General features: G+C 69.0%; 18 protein-coding genes. 9 read left to right on the forward strand and 9 right to left on the reverse strand.

Translation table 11 applies throughout. The features are described from left to right. Positions 1-33: 33 nt before the first annotated feature. Positions 34-879 (forward strand): ABC transporter permease, encoded by an 846-nt coding sequence (locus ACWEVR_RS16995; RefSeq protein ID WP_247606747.1) that lies wholly within the window; start codon positions 34-36, stop codon positions 877-879. 63 nt (positions 880-942) lie between these two features. On the opposite strand, the gene ACWEVR_RS17000 is transcribed toward ACWEVR_RS16995, so the two are convergent. Further along, a complete protein-coding gene (locus ACWEVR_RS17000; protein ID WP_067492212.1) occupies positions 943-1,278 on the reverse strand; it encodes an RNA polymerase-binding protein RbpA in 336 nt (111 codons plus the stop codon). A gap of 245 nt (positions 1,279-1,523) precedes the next feature. On the opposite strand from ACWEVR_RS17000, the gene ACWEVR_RS17005 reads away from it, so the two are divergent. Further along, a complete protein-coding gene (locus tag ACWEVR_RS17005) occupies positions 1,524-1,850 on the forward strand; it encodes a hypothetical protein (RefSeq protein ID WP_067492213.1) in 327 nt (108 codons plus the stop codon). 6 nt (positions 1,851-1,856) lie between these two features. Here ACWEVR_RS17005 and ACWEVR_RS17010 read toward each other — a convergent pair whose 3' ends face one another. Continuing rightward, positions 1,857-2,879 (reverse strand): hypothetical protein, encoded by a 1,023-nt coding sequence (locus tag ACWEVR_RS17010; protein ID WP_452467682.1) that lies wholly within the window; start codon positions 2,877-2,879, stop codon positions 1,857-1,859. A gap of 190 nt (positions 2,880-3,069) precedes the next feature. Beyond that, positions 3,070-4,608, reverse strand: a complete 1,539-nt coding sequence (gene mqo / locus ACWEVR_RS17015) for a malate dehydrogenase (quinone) (protein WP_452467683.1) — start codon at positions 4,606-4,608, stop codon at positions 3,070-3,072. Positions 4,609-4,697: 89 nt separating this feature from the next. Between mqo and ACWEVR_RS17020 the strand changes: the two genes are divergently transcribed. Further along, positions 4,698-5,594, forward strand: coding sequence for a LysR family transcriptional regulator (locus tag ACWEVR_RS17020; protein ID WP_452467684.1), 897 nt, complete (start codon positions 4,698-4,700; stop codon positions 5,592-5,594). 3 nt (positions 5,595-5,597) lie between these two features. Here the strand turns inward: ACWEVR_RS17020 and ACWEVR_RS17025 are convergent, their stop codons facing one another. Beyond that, a complete protein-coding gene (locus ACWEVR_RS17025) occupies positions 5,598-6,353 on the reverse strand; it encodes a M23 family metallopeptidase (RefSeq protein ID WP_084456271.1) in 756 nt (251 codons plus the stop codon). 184 nt (positions 6,354-6,537) lie between these two features. Here ACWEVR_RS17025 and ACWEVR_RS17030 point away from each other — a divergent pair, with 184 nt between their 5' ends. Next, positions 6,538-6,888 carry an ArsR/SmtB family transcription factor gene (locus tag ACWEVR_RS17030; protein ID WP_452467685.1) on the forward strand — a complete coding sequence of 117 codons (351 nt, stop codon included), beginning with the start codon at positions 6,538-6,540 and terminating at the stop codon, positions 6,886-6,888. Here ACWEVR_RS17030 and ACWEVR_RS17035 read toward each other — a convergent pair. Beyond that, the gene (locus ACWEVR_RS17035) at positions 6,870-7,844 is read right to left on the reverse strand and encodes a glycosyltransferase family 9 protein (RefSeq protein ID WP_208115296.1); all 975 of its coding nucleotides are present in this window, start codon (positions 7,842-7,844) and stop codon (positions 6,870-6,872) included. The genes ACWEVR_RS17030 and ACWEVR_RS17035 overlap by 19 nt on opposite strands. Positions 7,845-8,016: 172 nt before the next feature. Between ACWEVR_RS17035 and ACWEVR_RS17040 the strand changes: the two genes are divergently transcribed. Both ACWEVR_RS17040 and ACWEVR_RS17045 read left to right on the forward strand, forming a co-directional pair. Beyond that, positions 8,017-8,601, forward strand: a complete 585-nt coding sequence (locus ACWEVR_RS17040) for an HdeD family acid-resistance protein (RefSeq protein WP_452467686.1) — start codon at positions 8,017-8,019, stop codon at positions 8,599-8,601. Positions 8,602-8,670: 69 nt separating this feature from the next. Then, a complete protein-coding gene (locus ACWEVR_RS17045; RefSeq protein ID WP_452467687.1) occupies positions 8,671-9,021 on the forward strand; it encodes a hypothetical protein in 351 nt (116 codons plus the stop codon). Positions 9,022-9,025: 4 nt separating this feature from the next. On the opposite strand, the gene ACWEVR_RS17050 is transcribed toward ACWEVR_RS17045, so the two are convergent. The 3 genes from ACWEVR_RS17050 to ACWEVR_RS17060 all read right to left on the reverse strand — a co-directional run bounded on the left by ACWEVR_RS17050 (position 9,026) and on the right by ACWEVR_RS17060 (position 12,017). Next, positions 9,026-9,838 carry a HugZ family pyridoxamine 5'-phosphate oxidase gene (locus tag ACWEVR_RS17050; RefSeq protein WP_452467688.1) on the reverse strand — a complete coding sequence of 271 codons (813 nt, stop codon included), beginning with the start codon at positions 9,836-9,838 and terminating at the stop codon, positions 9,026-9,028. After that, positions 9,835-11,091: a lipase family alpha/beta hydrolase gene (locus ACWEVR_RS17055; RefSeq protein WP_452467689.1), complete on the reverse strand. Its 1,257-nt coding sequence runs from the start codon at positions 11,089-11,091 to the stop codon at positions 9,835-9,837. Before ACWEVR_RS17055 ends, ACWEVR_RS17050 begins: the two co-directional genes overlap by 4 nt. Before the next feature lie 209 nt (positions 11,092-11,300). Next, positions 11,301-12,017 carry a metal-dependent hydrolase gene (locus tag ACWEVR_RS17060; RefSeq protein WP_452467690.1) on the reverse strand — a complete coding sequence of 239 codons (717 nt, stop codon included), beginning with the start codon at positions 12,015-12,017 and terminating at the stop codon, positions 11,301-11,303. Positions 12,018-12,165: 148 nt separating this feature from the next. On the opposite strand from ACWEVR_RS17060, the gene ACWEVR_RS17065 reads away from it, so the two are divergent. Beyond that, positions 12,166-12,666, forward strand: a complete 501-nt coding sequence (locus tag ACWEVR_RS17065) for a hypothetical protein (protein ID WP_357144970.1) — start codon at positions 12,166-12,168, stop codon at positions 12,664-12,666. A gap of 112 nt (positions 12,667-12,778) precedes the next feature. Beyond that, positions 12,779-13,819 (forward strand): fused (3R)-hydroxyacyl-ACP dehydratase subunits HadA/HadB, encoded by a 1,041-nt coding sequence (locus ACWEVR_RS17070; RefSeq protein WP_067635484.1) that lies wholly within the window; start codon positions 12,779-12,781, stop codon positions 13,817-13,819. A gap of 19 nt (positions 13,820-13,838) precedes the next feature. On the opposite strand, the gene ACWEVR_RS17075 is transcribed toward ACWEVR_RS17070, so the two are convergent. Continuing rightward, positions 13,839-16,025 carry a molybdopterin oxidoreductase family protein gene (locus ACWEVR_RS17075; RefSeq protein WP_452467691.1) on the reverse strand — a complete coding sequence of 729 codons (2,187 nt, stop codon included), beginning with the start codon at positions 16,023-16,025 and terminating at the stop codon, positions 13,839-13,841. A gap of 211 nt (positions 16,026-16,236) precedes the next feature. Between ACWEVR_RS17075 and ACWEVR_RS17080 the strand changes: the two genes are divergently transcribed. Beyond that, a complete protein-coding gene (locus ACWEVR_RS17080) occupies positions 16,237-17,091 on the forward strand; it encodes an SDR family NAD(P)-dependent oxidoreductase (RefSeq protein ID WP_452467692.1) in 855 nt (284 codons plus the stop codon). The last annotated feature ends 15 nt before the right edge of the window (positions 17,092-17,106 follow it).

The raw sequence follows: 17,106 nt of genomic DNA on the forward strand, positions 1-17,106 counted from the left end.
CCCGACGTCGAGGTGGACAACGACACCCGCGAAATGCCCATCACCCCGGGCAGCTCGCGGCCCGCTGCCGCCGACCAGACCCCGCCGCGTGCCCGATTCCTGCGCGACAGCGCGATCGTGGCCTACCGCAACCTGCTCACCATCCTGCGGGTGCCGACGCTGCTGGTGACCGCGACCATCCAGCCGCTGATGTTCGTGTTCCTCTTCGCCTACATCTTCGGCGCGTCCCTCGGCGGCGACCAGTACCGCGAGTTCCTGCTCGCGGGCATCTTCACCCAGACCGTGGCGTTCAATGCCGCGTTCACCACGGTCGGGCTGGCCGGTGACCTGCAGAAGGGGATCATCGACCGGATGCGAACGCTGCCGATGTCGCGGCTCGCGGTGCTGATGGGCCGCACACTGTCCGACCTGGTGGTCAATGTCGCGAGCCTCGGGGTGATGGTGATCTGCGGGTACATCGTCGGCTGGCGGATCAACGGCAGCATCGCCGACGCCGCGCTCGCCTTCGCGATCATCCTGCTGTTCGCCTTCGCCATGTCCTGGGTCGGCGCGTTGACCGGGCTCATCTCGCCGACCGTCGAGGTGGCGCAGAGCGCGGGCCTGATCTGGATGTTCCCGCTGTCGTTCATCTCCTCGGCGTTCATCTCCGCCGAAACCCTGCCCGGTCCGCTGCGCACCATCGCCGAATGGAATCCGATCACCGCCGTCTCGGCCGCTGGGCGCAAATTGTTCGACAACTCCGCACCGCCGTCGTTCGCCCCGGCCACCGGCTGGGCCGCCGACAACTGCATCCTCTACGCGGTGATCTGTTCGCTGGTCATCCTGGCCGTCGCCATGCCCGCTGCGTTGCTGCAGTACCGAAAAGTGGCCAGTCACTGACGAGATGAAACGGCGAAGGCCGCCTTCCCCGAGGGGAGGCGGCCTTCGCCGTTGTCGCCTGTGCTAACCGCGGCGGCGGGACTTGAGCAGGTCGAGGCGCTCCTTGAGCAGCTCCTCGAGCTCCTCCTTGCTGCGACGCTCCAGCAGCATGTCCCAGTGGGTGCGCGGCGGCTTCACCTTCTTGGTTTCGACCGAGGTGCCCTCCATGAGCTGCCCCTCCTGGCCGTTACGGCACAACCAGGTGGGCGGGATCTCCGCGTCGTCGGCGAACGGGACGTCGAATTCCTCACCGTTGTCGGTGCGGTAGCGGGCGATCCGGCGCGGGGCCAGGTCATGGTCGCGATCGGTCTCGTAGCTCACCGCTCCGAGCCGACTGCCCCGGAGTACGCGATCTGCCATGTGTGCTCCTGTGTCTTTGGCGGCTGGCGCCGCGTGGTTGTCGGCCTGTTCCCCGCACCCTCTGGTCAGTCCAGATCGAGGCGGCCGACAACCGGTACGTGGTACTACCGTTCAACGCGCGGGAAGACTGAACTGTTCCATTGTAGTCGCTACGGCCAGCGTGGCCGTCGGACCCACTGGGTGAGTGCCCGCTCAGCGAGACCTGAACCGCCGGATCGGTCGTCGGGCCGCTAGGGTTTCGCAGCATGTCGCGCAGTCGCCTGCTGTCCTGCTCATGGTGCGGGCGGGAGATCGTCGATTCCGAATCGGGTCGGCGTCGCCGCTATTGCCGTCAGTCGTGTCGGCAACGTGCCTACGAACACCGCACGAGTCTCAAGGGGACGGGGATTCCCGAGGACGCGGTGGTGCTCACCGCCCAGGAGGCCGCCGATCTGGCCGACCGGTGGTTCGCGGCGCGGTGCGCGGCCGAGGACGTGGCCACTGCCGTGGCCGAGGGCGCGGATCAGGCCGAGCTGGCGCAGTTGAGTGCGACGCTCGTGCAGCTGACCAAGGAAGCCGAACGCCTGCGCTGACAGTGGCTAGGCCGGGTCGGCCGGTGTCTCGCGGGAGCGCAGGTAGATCGCGGTGACACCGGCGGCGACGAATCCGATCAGCCCGAGCATCGCGCCGACCGTTGCCGGATCCGGACCGGTCAGCGGCTGACCGCGCAGTGCCTGCCAGAACACGAGGGTGAGCAGTCCGGCGTACCCCATGGCGGCGACGCCGATCAGTGCGGCACGAGTGCGCTCGGCGCGCAGCCACCGATAGCGGGCGGCGAGCGCGGTCAGCGCGACGGCCAGGACCAGCAGCACCTGGATGCCGTGCAGTCCGACGAAATGCGGGATCCGCAGATCGCCACCGGTGGTACTCCAGTGGGTGATCGGCATCGCGCCGAGCCCGTCCCGGGCGGCGTCGGCGGGGGAGCCCGGCGCGACTGTGTGCCCGGCCATCAACCCGATCACGGTGCCGTCGGCCTGACGCACCAGCTGCGCGCCGGTGAAGCCCATCAGATACCCGAGCATCATGCCTGCCACCGCCAGCCACAATCCGGCCTTCAAGGCGATCGCGGTCGGACGATCGGTGAGCTTCTGCCACGAGATGATCACCACCAGAACGAGATTCGCCAGAAACAGGCCGGGTACACCGGAGGCGAAGACCTGCTGACCGATCTGATTGACCGGGTCGGCGGCGGTATTGAAATGGCTGAAGGTCCCGCGCGCCGCCTGCACGGCGATGAACCCGACGTCGAGCACCCCGGTGACCGCGAAGACGGTGCCGAGCCACCAGGTGGCCCGCCGCCCCCGATGCGGCAACCGCAGTATCCAGGCCAGCGTCAGGCCGTAGACGGCGAACGCGAAACCGAACTTCGCCGGTTTGAGCCACACCGATTCACCGAGCAGCAACCGGTCGTCGACGACCATGCCGATCATCGACACCACCACCAGCGCGGACATCAGGGCCGAATTGACCAACAGCGGGCCGTGCCAGGGTGCCTGCTCGCTCCTCGGCCCGGTCTGCGACCGGAAGCGGGAAAGGGTCTGGGTGAGGTCGATCGTCGCCATGTCCCGACGGTAGAAATGCCGTGCGCCCCAGCACCTCCCGCTGCGGAACGGTCCGGGTACCCCTACCGCCGTACTATGCCGACCTCACCCCTGGCTCATCTGTGGGACCACCCCTAGAACTCGGTGTGTGCCTCACCCCTGAGCGAGCCTTCGCGCGGTGATCATTCCGGGGCGCGCGGTCGCCGGAGTGTCAGCTGTCGTTGGAGGCATCGTCCAGCGAAATCTGTTGGGCGACAAGGGAGAGCACAGTAGCCAACGGAATCCCCGCCGAATTCGTTTCCGGGGCCTCCGGCAGGAGCTCGGCGAGCAACGGCGCCCACTCGTGGCGTCGTGCGGGAAAGCAGCGATCGAGCAGATCGCGCATGATGTCGGGGGCGATGGAGGCGCCGGGGGAGGCGCCGAGCAGACCGGCGATGGTGCCGTCGGCCCCGGTGACGAGTTCGGTACCGAACTGGAGTTCCCCGCCGAAGCGCCCGTCGGGTTTCACCAGCTGCGCGCGCTGACCGGCCTGGATCAGCTCCCAATCGGCGGCGTCGGCGGTGGGATAGAACCGCCGCAGCTCGGCGAACTTGTCCCGACGCGAAGCCAGGAGCTGACCGAGCAGATAGCGCCCGAGGTGCAGATTCCGCAAGCACGCGGACAACAGTGGCACCACGTTGTGCGGGCGCACGGTGGTGAACAGGTCGGTGAGCGACCCGTGGCGCAGCAGCCGGGTGCTGAAAGTGGCGTACGGGCCGAACATCAACGCGGCCGACCCGTCGACCTCCCGTCGATCCAGATGCGGCACCGACATCGGCGGTGCGCCGAGCGAGGCCTGGCTGTACACCTTCGCGGCATGCTCGGCCACCACTTCGGGCTCGCGGGTCCGCAGGAACTGTGCGCCCATCGGCAGCACCGCGTACCCGCGCACCTCGGGTAGCCGGGCCCGCTGCAGCAGCCGCAGCGCGTAGCCGCCCGCGCCGACGAACACGAACCGGGTGCGAACCAGGAACGTCCGCCCGGAATCCAGATCGCGCCCGCGCACGGTCCACAGCCCATCGGCGCCGCGCCGCAAGCCGGTGATCTCGCGGTGCAGCCGCACTGGATTGCCCGCCTCGGTCATCGTCGCCAGCAACGCCCTGGTGAGGGCGCCGAAGTCGATATCGGTGCCGCCGGTGTGCCGCGTCGCCGCCATCGGTTCGTCATCGGCCCGTCCGCGCATCAGCAGCGGCGCCCACGCACCGATCACCGCGCGATCCTCGGTGTACTCCATCTCGGCGAAGGCCGGCAGCTCACGCAGGGTGGTCCAGCGGCGCCGCAGGTAAGCGATATCGCGGTCGCCGAAGACCACCGTCACGTGCGGTGTCGAGGTCAGGAAGGCCCCGAGGGGACCGCGCTCGGCCGCCGGGTGGGCAGGGTCCGGGGCGGGGAACGCGCCGCGTGCGGCCAGCGCCGACCAGAACCGCCGGGACAGGGCGAACTGCTCGGCGATCCGCGCGGCCGTACTCGCGTCGTCCGGGTCGGGCATGTAGTTGAGCTCGCACAGCCCCGAGTGCCCGGTGCCCGCGTTGTTCCACGCACCGGAACTCTCGCCCGCCGGTTCCCCGAGTCGCTCGAACAGCGCGATCGACCAGTCCGGAGCGAGGGTGCTCAGCAGCGCGCCGAGGGTGGCCGACATGATGCCGCCACCGATCAGCACCGCGTCGAGAATGTCGTCCCCGCAACCGGATTCGTGTGTCCTGGCATCCATGTCGAACCTCCCGATAGCCGTGTCCCGCTATCGTCGGGCCGCCACTACCGATCCGTCCAACACGGAATCGCCGGGCATATGATCCGGATATGGATGAATACGGCGCGCAGGCCGTCGCGCCCCTGCTCGCGGCCTTCGACGCGGCCGCCGAGGAGGGAAACTTCACCCGCGCGGCGCAGCGTCTCGGGGTACCCCAGTCCTCACTGAGCCGCCGGATCAAGTCACTCGAACAGCACCTCGAGGTGTCGCTGTTCCAGCCGTCGGGGCGCGGCGTGACGCTCACGCCTCAGGGTCGCGACCTGCACGAACGAACGCACGGCGTGCTGCGCGCGCTCGACGACGCCGTGCGCCGCGTGCGGGCCGACGCCGACCCGGAGACCGGTCTCGTTCGATTCGGATTCCCGCTCACCCTCGGACCGATCAGCGTCCCGGCGTTGCTCGCCCAGTTCCATACCCGCGCGCCCGGCATCCGCCTGCACCTGGTGCAGGCCCACGGTGAGGCGCTGGCCGAGCAGGTTCGCGAAGGCAGGCTCGATCTGGCGGTGATGATCCCGCCGCCGGACGACCTGCCGACGGTCGTCCTCGGGCGCCAGCGCATCGATCTGCACGTGGCCCGAACCCACCCGCTGGCGGGGCGCTCGCGGGTGGCGCTGATCGAGCTCGCCGATGCGGCGTTCATCGCCAACCCGCCGAGCTATCAGCTGCGAGCACTGCTCGATTCCTGGTGCGCCGCAGCGGGTTTCACCCCGCGCGTGCTGTTCGAGATCACCGAGTTCGAGACGCTGCGGGCGCTCGTCGCGCTGGGGCTCGGCGTGGCGCTGCTCCCACCCGCCGAGACACCGCACCCCGACCTGGCCGTGGTGCGCATCGATGGCGAACGCGACCGCGAGATCGGCCTGGTCTCGGGAGACCATGGGTCGACGCTCGCGGTCGCGCGGCTTCGGGATTTCCTGATCGCCGGTCGGGCGGCGATCAGTGGGTGGTGAGGATCAGTCCTGCGGAACGCCGACGTCGATACCGCGCGCGGCGAGCCACGGGTGCGGGTCGATCGGGGCGCCGTAGAGCGAGCCGTCCGGCACGTGCACCTCGTAGTGCAGGTGGGGGCCGGTGGACTGGCCACGGTTACCGACGGTGGCGATGACGTCGCCGGCGTTCACGTGCTGGCCCGGCTGGACCAGGATCTCGTTGACGTGACCGAACACGCCGATGGTGCCGTCGTCCTGCTGGACGCGGACCCACAGGCCGAACCCGGAAGCCGGACCGGTCTCGATGACGGTACCGTCGGTGACGGCGAAGACCGGCGCACCGATCGGGTCACCGAAGTCGATGCCGTTGTGCGCGGCACCCCAGCGGGGGCCGTAGTAGGAGGTCAGGCGGCCGTTGACCGGTCGAACGGTCTGCGGGCGCGGCGGCGGGGGCGGCGCGATGAAGGGCAGCGGAGCGGGCAGCGGCGGCAGCGCGGCCTGGATGGCCTCGCGGTGCTCTTCCCAGGCCACCGGTGCGGCGGCGGGGGTCTCGGCCTGCACCTCGGGCGCGGTGGCGGAGGTGAAGCGGGCCTGCGAAACGCCGAGGGCGTCTGCCGAAGACGCCGCGACGGCGGTGGTGGTAGGGGTCTCGGGGCCGCTGAAGGCAGCGGCGGACGTTCCCACGAGTGCGGACAGGGCCACCGCACCCGCGACAACGCCTCCCAGACGACCGGCGAAGGCGTCGGAGATTCGGGCGGATAACGGGTTGGTCACGAACATGTCTCGAAGGTAGCTAATTCGTAACGGGCGCGGCGAATCCTGTGGCTGCCGTCACGAGTAGGCAAAACGCCGGTTGATCTATAACAATTGCGCTTCGATTGCGCGAATTCCGGAGGACGACCGGGGGAAATACCGTGACCTCAAGATCATTGCCGACCAGGCGTTATCCACGCACACTGATTCAGTGGACGCTAACGGAGTTCGGGCAATCACCGCGTTATCCGACCCGACTCGGCGCGCGATCTTCGAGTCGCTACCCCAGGGTCCGCGCTCGGTCGCCGAGCTGGCCGAGGCCACCGGCATCACCAGTTCGGCCGCCTCCCAACACCTGCGCATCCTGCGCGAGGCGCACCTGGTGACCATGCGCCGCGACGGCAACCGGCACCTGTACTCGCTGGACCCGCGCGGACTCAACGACGCCCGCGACTACCTCGAACGATTCTGGCCGAGCGCCCTGGCCGCACATGCCGCCGCATTGCGCGCCGCGGGTCAATCCCTCGCGGCTGCGCCTCCTGGTCAGCCGACCCGGCGATAACGCGAGCGGCTCGACTCCGCCCAGTCCTGCTTGTCCAGCTGTGCGTCGACAGCGGCGATCACCTCCGGCACCCCGATTCGCAGCAGGCCGGGGTCGGGGGTGCGGGCGTCCGGGTCGCCGACCTGCCCGGCCCACAGCACCGCGTGCCTGCCGAGCAGGTGGGCCGGTGGGCCGCCACGACGCGGCGGGGTTGGCCCGAACAGCAGTACCGTGCGGGTGCCGAAGGCGGTGGCCAGGTGGGCGACGCCGGTGTCGCCGCAGATCACGAGCGCGGCCCCGGCCACCGTCGCCGCGAGATCGGTGAGGTTCTGCCTGCCCGCGAGCACCCGGTCGTCGGGCAGCCCGGCCTGCGCGGCCACCTGCACGGCGATGTCTCGTTCGAACGGGTCGCCGGTGAGCACCACGTCGCGGCCCAGCACCATCAGGTGCCGCACCACCGCGGCGAACCGTTCCGGCGGCCAGCGGCGCGCGGGAGCACCGGCGCCGACGTGCACGACCACGCAGTCACGTCGGCTGATCGAGGCCACCGGCGGTACCAGGCCCAGATTGCGCCGGTCGGCGGTGATGCCCTCGCTCTCGAGCAACTGACACCACCGATCCGCCACATGGGCCTCGGGATCCCAGCGCGGCCCGGTGAGCCGGGGCAGGCCCGGCGTCCGGTGCCCGATGATCCGCTTGGCGCCGGTATCGGCCAGCGCTCGCGCGCTCGCACCGTCGGGGCCGTGCAGATTCACCGCCAGCTCGGGCGCGGGACCGTCCCAGATCAGGGCCGCCGGATCGGCGGTGGCGACGAGTTCGTCGACCGAGGAGATCAGGTCGACGATCTGTTCGAGGCGATGGGGCGCGGCCAGCACGATCCGGCTGCCTGGTTCGGCCCGGCGCAGGGCACGCAGAGCCGGGACCGCGGCGAGCAGATCACCGAGTCCACGAGCTTGCAGCACGAGTACAACCGACACTCCCATCACCTACCCGGACCCGGAACGCGCCAAACGTTCGCAGTGGCAATGAGGTGTCGCTCGTCACCGCGCGCCGCGTCGCGCCCGTTCGGCGTCGGGTTGTGTGCCGCGACACGATCACAGCTTCAGCAACTTTCCAGGGAATGAGAGCTGGTGGGCATAACATCTCGTCATGACGACAAATACCGTGTTGGAGAGCCCATTTACCGCGCTTGCCAAGAAAACCTGGCAAACAATTCTGGTCACCGGTCTTCTCGCGGTGGTCCTCGGCATCATCGTGCTCGTATGGCCCGGTCCGTCATTGCTCGTCGCGGGCGTGCTTTTCGGTATTTATATGGTTGCCAGCGGTATTTTCCAGCTGGCCGCCGCATTCACTCATCTGCCGAGTACGAGCCTGCGGGTGCTCTCGTTCATCAGCGGTGTGCTGTCGCTGATCATCGGTGTGTTCTGCTTCCGCGACGACCTCACCTCGATCGTGTTGCTCGGCTTGTGGATCGGCATCGGCTGGTTGTTCCGCGGCATCACCGTGCTTTTCGCGGCGATCTCGGAACCGAGCATCCCGGGCCGCGGCTGGCAGATCTTCTACGGCGTGCTGAGCGCGATCGCCGGTGTGATCCTGATCGTCTGGCCGATCAGCTCCATCGCCACGCTGGTTCTCGTCGTCGGTATCTTCCTGATCGTCATCGGCATCATGGAGGTCGTCACGGCGTTCGGGATGCGCAAGGACGCGCACCTGCTCGACCAGGCCACCCGCTAGCTACATTCGCCCACAATGGCCGGCGCCATCGGGTGCCGGCCATTGTCGTGTGAACTACCCTCGGCAGTCATGGAATTCGTTTACGACCTGGTGGTCGTCACCCACCTGCTCGGCATGGCCGCGGTGGTCGGTGGCTATGTCGCATCGCGCCCGGTGGTCTCGGAACTGATGGTGTGGGGCGCCCGCGCCCAGCTCCTCACCGGCGTGATCCTCGCCGGCCTCGCCTCCGGCGTCGAATCGCTGGACAAGGAACCCGACACGACGAAACTGGCCGTGAAACTCGTCATCTCGATCGCGGTGGCCGGATTCGCCGAAGTCGGCCGGGCCGATGCCAAGCGCGGCAAGCAGGTCGGCTGGATGACCGATGCCGCGGGCGGACTCGCCATCGTCAACGTGCTGGTCGCCGTGCTCTGGAACTGACCGGTTACGAGACCTGACCGGCCATCGCCCGCGCCCGGCGCGTCAACTCCACTGTCGCGGCTCGCAACTGACCGATCTCGGTGAGCGGTTCGGCATAGCCGACACGGGTGCGGGCCACTCCGCGCGGTGTCTCGACCCGCAGTTCGAGACCATAGCGGTCGGCCCGTTCGCAGCTCGCGGCCGTGGCATCGGGGAACCCGCCGAGCTGGGCGGCCATGGCGAGCAGGGCGTCGGCGTGATCGGCGTTGAGGTGGGCGATGCCGGGTGCCGCCTGCGGCATGATCGGGTCCGGTCGTGCGGCCAGGTATTGCGCGGCGGTCGCGGACTCCATCCGGCCGTAGCCGCCGACCCAGCGCACTCGTTCCACCCGCAGCACCCACAGCGTGAAATCGCTGTAGTCGATGTAGTACTTGGCCGCGGGCACCGCGGCCAGGTGCGCGGCGCGGGCCGCCTCGGCCTCGGCACCGGTCGGCCGCTCCACCACACCGGCCAGGGTGATGCGCGTGCCCGCCAGGGGATCGGCGGGCATGTCCGGCGTCACGATCGCGATGCTGGCGCGCGGATCGGCGGCCAGATTGCGTCCGTGCTCGGCCAGGTGCGACACGCTCAGCACGGGAGCGCCGTCGAGCAGCCCGTAGGTGATGAACGACGCCCACGGCGCGCCGTCGGCGGTCAGGCTGGCCAGCGTGCCCGTATTGGACGCGGCCGCAATCGTTCTGGCCTCCTCGGCGGCGGACGGTCGCGCGTCGTTGGCCAGGGGAGCGGTGGGCAGCGGAATGGCCGGTGCGTCGCCGGGATCGCCGTGGTCGAGAGTCATGACCCCAGCGTATCGAGCTGGACCGGATGGTGGGGCGTCCCCGACAACCATCCGTGCAGTGCGGTGTAGACGGCGTCGTGATTGAGCAGGCTGAAATGGTTGGCGCCCGGTACGTGCAACCCGTTGCCGCTGTCGAAACCGATGCGCCTGCTGCGCCCGACCCCGGAACCGCTGCCACGCAACACCATCCCGTCACCGACCACCATCCCGAGCGGATGCTTCGGACTGTGGGTGACGGTGGCGGTGACGAAGTAGTGGTCGGCACCGGCCAGCAGCGGTACCTCCCGCACCGCCTCGGCCCGCAGCGCGTCGACGTCCCGGTCGCGCCAGTCCTCGTCGACGAGGGAGCCCTGGCGCAGATCGCGGATACCCGCACTTCGCCTGCGCAGCAGGGTGCTCAGCGGGCGGGTCTCGGGCAGTCGGTCGAGCACCGCGGCGGCGTAGTGCACGAACTGTTCGAGCGGGGCGCCCAGATGCGGCGAGCCGAGGCACACCACCTGTCGCACCGAACGCGCCCAGACGGCGTCGCTCTGCTCGGCCCGGTGGCAGGCGCTGCGCGCGACGAGCCCGCCCATGGAGTGCCCGATCAGGCAGATCTCGTGGACCGGGAGCGGCCACTGCTCGACCAGCCGGGTCAGCAGGGCGTCGAGTTGCGCGGCGTTCTCGGAGATGTGCAGGCCGGTGTTGTACCGCACGAAGACCGGGGTGTAACCGAGGTCGTCTTCGAGGCGTTCGCCGTAGGTCGGCCTGCCGCCCAGGCGCCAGGCGTGTTCGGTCTCGACCAGCCCGTGCAGCAGGACGACGAGCTTCGTGGTCGGCACGGGAACGTGCGCGGCCAGCTGTTCGGCCGGGACCGGGGCTCCGTCGACACGAATGGTCATGGGGGAGGCCAGGATCGGTGCGTCGTCCTCGAGCGCGTCACCGATCAGTCCCTGGACGGCCGCGAGGAAGCCCGCGCCCCAGACGGTGCGCGAGGGCGCGGGCAGGCCGGGCATCTGCACCGCGCTCGCCATCTCCCCGACGACGTAGCCGGTGCCGCCGACGACCGCGTACACGCTCTCGGTGATGGCGTCGTGCACGACCTTCACCGGATCCGCGGCCGACCCGACACCCGCGCGCACGGCGGTGAACACCCGATCGCTGATGGCGCGGTGGATGGCCGCGATCCCGTCGACCGCACCGACGAACTCGTCGCCCGCCAGGCGGGCGAGGGCCTGGACTTCGGCCTGGGACTGGGAGAGTTGCTCGGTCACGCTTTTGAGAGTACAACTGTGCACTGAAACGCGGCGGATTCGGGGATGCTTCGGGAGATCTGACCGGACTCACCGGTCGGGTTCCGTGCTCCAGCACAAGGCATTAGATCAGCGCGATATGCGCATCTAAATATATAAACCTCACTGGAACACCGAGGGAAAGAACGGGCAAGGACGGCGGGGTGAGGGGTTCCGCCGTCCTTGCGCGGTCAGCCCTGCTGGGTGATCGCGTACCAGAGCGCGCCCATCGTGCCGAGCACGAACAGCGGTGAGATGACCCAGGTCTCCACCCGGTTGCCGGTGCGGTCGATCAGTGGCACCCGGGTGCGCAGCGGAAACGGCCACAGCAGCCGGCAGCCGCGCTCGGTGAGGCAGTCGCCGAGCAGGTGCGCGAGGCAGCCGAGGCCGACGCAGACCGGCAACCAGGCGGGCCGGTCGACGATCCAGTGGTCGACCGCGAAGGTGCCCGCGCTGGCCAGCACGATCACCGTGCCGTACGTGCGCACACTCTTGCCCGGCGGACACAGGTGCAACGACCGCACCGCCAGCGCGAGCAGGAAGAACACCAGGCTCAAGGTGAACGGCCTGCCGAGCCAGTGCTCACCGGCCCAGGTGGCGCCCACCGCGCCCGCGACGAACAACAGCGAATGCGTGCCGTGCCGGTGCCCGCCCGACACCCAGGAGATGAAGCGGCACAGGTGATGTGACACCGGCCCGAGCACGTGCGAGATGGTCCCGCTCGGGTGATCCGCGTCCGGCAGCAGGGCCGCGCCCGCGGTGAGGAAGGTTCCCATGATCAGCTCGGCGACGCCGAATCGTGTTGTCTCGCTGTCGAACAGGGGGAAGGCGGCGACGGTGAGCGGCAGCGCCGCGGCGGTCCCCGCCCAGGCCAGCGCCCCACTGGTCGCGTGTGAATGTCCTAGCACCCCGCAACGTTAGAGGACGTAAGGACCTGCTCGCATATGCCCAGGAGCGAACCGGCAACGCTGACAGGCGATCTGACAATTCCGGCATTTCGCGCAATACTGTGCGCCGACACCGGTATCGAATTCCGGTCCTGAGTACGGGGGAAGAATGCTTCACCGCCGCCTGTTCGCCGTGATCGCCATTGCGACCGCGCTCGCCACGAGCGCCTGCCTGGACGACACGAAGTCCGCACCGACCGGTAAGGGGTCCACCTCGACCTCGAGCACCGTCGCCGCCCCGCTGCAGAACCGCAGGGCCGACAACGGCGCCGTCGTCCAGCAGAACGGCCTCAACGGGTCGGGCGAGCTGAAGATCGTCAACGGCAATTCCTCCGACTGCGCGATCGTGGTCACCAGCAGCGACCCGAAGTCGCCGCAGGCGACGATCTACGTGCAGGGCAACTCCAACGCCACGCTGAGCGGAATCGCCGGCTCCTACTACGTCTACATGAAGTACGGAACCGACTGGGACCAGGCCGCACTCGGCTTCACCCGGGATCAGGAGTTCTCGAAGTTCGACGACGTGTTCGACGCCGACACCGAGTGGGAGATCACCCTGCAGCCCTCGATCGGCGGCAACGCCTCCACGAGCGACGTCCCCTCGTTCTGATCGAGCCCATCGCACAGCTCGCGTGATTGTGAACTGTGCCATGGTGCGCCCGGTGGACGGGCTCGTCGGCTACCCTGCCGGGAGTCCGTCCCCCGAACGAAGGTGATCCATAGTGACTTCCGTGGCCGAAGCCCCCGATATCGCGTCGAAGGTAGGGCACTACTACCGGGTGGACGACGTCTACGAGGTCGGCCGTGAGAAGGTGCGCGAATACGCCCGCGCGGTGCAGGATTTCCATCCCGCGCACTGGGAGGACGAGGCGGCCGCCGCGCTCGGGTACCAGGGTCTGGTCGCCCCGTTGACGTTCGTCTCCATTCCCGCGATGGCGGCCAACCGGCACCTGTTCGAATCGGTGGTCGTCGGCTACGACATGTTCGTGCAGACCGAGCAGGTCTTCGAGCAGCACAAGCCGATCGTCGCCGGTGACCGCCTGACCGTGGATGTGGAGCTGTCCTCGGTGCGCCGCATCGCGGGCAAGGACCTCATCACCGTCACCAACACCTTCGCCGACGAATCCGGCGAGACCGTGCACATCATGCACACCACGGTCGTCGGCATCACCGGTGACGACGGGGTGGACCCCGAGATCACTCGTGCGGTGGAGAACGTGATGGTGCACGGGGTGAAGGTCTTCAGCCAGGACAAGGACGCCGCCGCGTCCGACGTCGAGACCCCGCGCCGCCCCGAGGGCGACATCCACCTGTCCGCCGCCGGGGCCGCCCGGGTGCCGAGCACCACGCTCGCCTTCGAGGACCTCAGCGTCGGCGACGAACTGCCGCTGCGCGACGCGCGCCTGTCGCGTGGCGATCTGGTGAACTACGCCGGTGTGTCCGGCGACAGCAACCCGATCCACTGGGACGAGCGCATCGCCCAGCTGGCGGGACTGCCCGACATCATCGCCCACGGCATGGTGACCATGGGCCTCGGTGCGGGCTTCCTGTCCGCCTGGTCGGGCGATCCGGGCGCGGTGACCCGCTACGGTGTCCGCCTGTCGAACTACACGATCGTCGGCCGCGAGGGCGGGCAGGTCGAGTACACCGGCCGAGTGAAGTCCCTGGATCCGGTCACCCGCACCGCGGTGATCGCGGTCGTCGCCAAGTCGGCCGGTCGCAAGATCTTCGGTCTGGCCACCGCCGACCTGCGTTTCCGCTGACCGTCTCGCCGCGGTGACTTCACCGCGGCGCCACGGCCACCTCGGATCCGGTTGCGCTGCCTGCCTTCTCGACCCGGCCGACCCGCACCCAGGTGTTGTTCACCGCCGACGTGCCCGAGAGCGGGTCGGTGCGGGCCGGGTCGTGCAGCAGGTTGACATTGGCGCCCGGCAGGGCGGCGGCCACCTGCCAGCCGACGCCGGGTTCGCGGTGGCCGTATCCGTGTGGCACGGCCACCACACCGGCCCGGATGTCGGTGCTGATCTCCACCGGAACCTCGATGGCGCCGATCGGGGACTCGACGGTGGCCTGGTCGCCGTCGGCGAGGCCGCGGGCGGCGGCGTCGTCGGGGTGCATCAGGACCGTGCAGCGGTCGCGGCCCTTGACCATCGACTCGATGTTGTGCAGCCAGGAGTTGTTGCTGCGCAGGTGCCGTCGGCCGATCAGTTGCAGGTCGTATTCGGTTGTGGGGGAGCCGGTTTCGTCGAGGACCGTGCGGACCGCCGTGAGGAAATCGTCGGGTGCCAGGTGGACCGCCCGGTCGGGGGTGCCGATCAATTCGGGTAGGCGCGGGCGCAACGGACCGAGGTCGACGCCGCCCGGTGTGTCGCGGATCTTGCCGAGCGTCAATCCTTTTCGGCCGCGCCGCAAGACCCCGTAGGGGCCTGCCGCCACAGCGGCCGCGCTCAGGCGCAGGGGACTGAGCTGTTCGAAGACCGCGTCGAGGACCCGGCCGGTGAGCCGGCGTGCGGGCAGCGGGGTCACCTCGGTTATGAGGCGGGCCAGGATCTGCCAGTCGTCCTTGCCGTCGGCGGGTGGGTCGAACACCTTCGCGTCGTAGCGGGCGTTGTTGCGCACGCTGAAGATGGGGAACAGCAGGTTCAGCTCCTCGCGTTCCAGCGCGGAGACGGGCGGCAGGATGAAGTCGGCGTGCCGGGTGGTCTCGGTGATGTACATGTCGACGGCGACGAAGAAGTCGAGGGCGGCGAGGGCTTCGTCGAGTTTGCCCGCCTGCGGTGTCGAGAGCACCGGGTTGCCCGCGTAGGTGATCATCGCCCGGATCCGGTCCTCGCCTGGTTCGAGGATGTCGTGTGCGAGGGCGGCGACGGGCAATTCGCTGCGGAAGGACCGGTAGGCGCCGGTGCGGTCGGTCCACGCGCCGTAGCCCACCCGCAGGTACTTGGCATACCGCGCGCCGTCGACGACCGGCGTGGCGAACATCTGGCCGCCGGGCCGGTCGAGATTGCCGGTGACGGCGTTGATCGTGTTCACCAGCCAGTGGGTGAGGGTGCCGGTGACCTGCTGGCAGACACCGATCCGCGCGTACAGCACCGCCGAGGGCGCGGCCGCGTGGTCGCGGGCGAGCTTGCGGATGGTGTCGGCCTCGACCCCGGCCGGACCGGCCATCCGCTCCGGCGTGGTGTCGGCGACCAAGGCGCTGAGTTCGTCCAGGCCCACGCACTGCCCGCGCACCCGGCGTTCGTCGCACAACCCCTCGGTGAGCAACACGTGCAGCATGCCGAGCAGCAGATAGACGTCACCGCCGGGCCGCACGGCGACGTGTTCGTCGGCCAGGCGGGCGGTTTCGGTGCGGCGCGGGTCGATCACGACCACCGTGCCGCCCCGTTTTCGGACGTCCTTGATGCGCTGTTTGGCGCCGGGCATGGTGGTGATCGAGCCGTTCGACACCGCCGGATTGGCCCCGAGGACCACCAGTCGGTGCGTGCGGTCGATATCGGCCACCGGCATCAGCACATTCGATCCGAACATTCGCCAGGCGGTGAATTCCTGCGGGAACTGGTCGATCGAGGACGCGGTGAAGAAGTTGCGGGTGAACAGGGCCGTCCGCAACAACCCGCCGTAGAGCACCGACGAACTGTGCGCTGCCGGGTTACCCATGTACATGGCGATCGCGCTCGGGCCGTGCGTGGCGCGCACGGCCCGCAGTCTGATGCCGATCTCGCGGAACGCCTCGTCCCAGGTCACCGGGACGAATCCGGTGGCGGTGCGCCGCATCGGGGTGCGCAATCGGTCGGGGTCGTGATGGAGGCCGCCTATGGCGGTGGCCTTGGGGCAGATGTAGCCCCGGGAGAGAACGTCGTCGGGATTGCCTTCGATCCGGGTGACGCGGTGATCCCGCACCGTCACCAGAATTCCGCAGTGTGCCTCGCACAGTGTGCATTGGCGCGCGATCGTCTTGCTGTCCACAGCTTTTCCCGCCTTCCGCAGAACCGCCTGGTCCCACGCTAACCGGTTCGAGCGGTCCGCAGATCCGACTACGGGCGGATATCTCGGAGAGCGCGTGGCGCTCAGCAAGCCGTAAGGAGACGAGACGTTGCGTCTTGACAGCGCGGTCGACTGTTGGCATGGTGTAACTCGTGAGGCGAGACGGATCGTCTCGTCTGGATAGGAGAGTGACATGACCACCGCCGTATCTCCCCGCACCTGGTTCATCACCGGCGCCAGCCGGGGTCTCGGCCGCGCCTTCGCCGAGGCCGCGCTCGCCGCGGGGGACCGGGTGGTGGCCGCCGCTCGCACCCGCACCGCACTCGACGAACTCGCCGCCGCCCACCCGGGCCGGGTACTGCCCCTGACCCTCGACGTCACCGACCGGGCCGCCGTGATCGATGCCGTCGAGGAAGCTGTCGCGCACTTCGGCCGCCTCGACATCGTGGTGAACAACGCGGGCACCCTGTCGATGGGCATGATCGAGGAATTCACCGAGGACGAGGCCCGTGCCCAGTTCGAGGTGAACTTCTTCGGCGCCCTGTGGGTGAGTCAGGCCGTTCTCCCGCACCTGCGGGCGCAGCGCTCGGGCCACATCGTCCAGGTCTCGAGCATCGGGGGTCTGGCCGGATTCCCGCTGTCGGGAATGTATGCCGCGAGCAAGTTCGCGCTCGAGGGCATGAGTGAGGCACTCGCGCTCGAGGCGGCCGATTTCGGTGTGCGGGTGAGCATTCTGCAGCCCGGTGGCTACTGGACCGAGCTCTACACCGCGATGCGCAACACCGAACCGATCGAGGCCTACGCCCCACTGCGCGCCCAGCTGGAGGCCCAGTGGGCGGAGGGTTCCATCGACAGCGAACCGGCGCTGGCCGCCGAGGCACTGCTGGAACTGGTCGGCTCCGACGACCCTCCGCGGCGCCTGCTGCTCGGAAACATGGTGTACGACTTGGCCTTCGACCTCACCCGCGCCAAGCTCGACACCTGGGCGGCGTGGGAGGCGACCAGCCGGGCCGCCGAACGAGCGGTCGCCGCACCGGGCGGTCACTGACAGCGGCGACGCCCA

The sequence above is a fragment of the Nocardia sp. NPDC003979 genome, assembly GCF_053605015.1.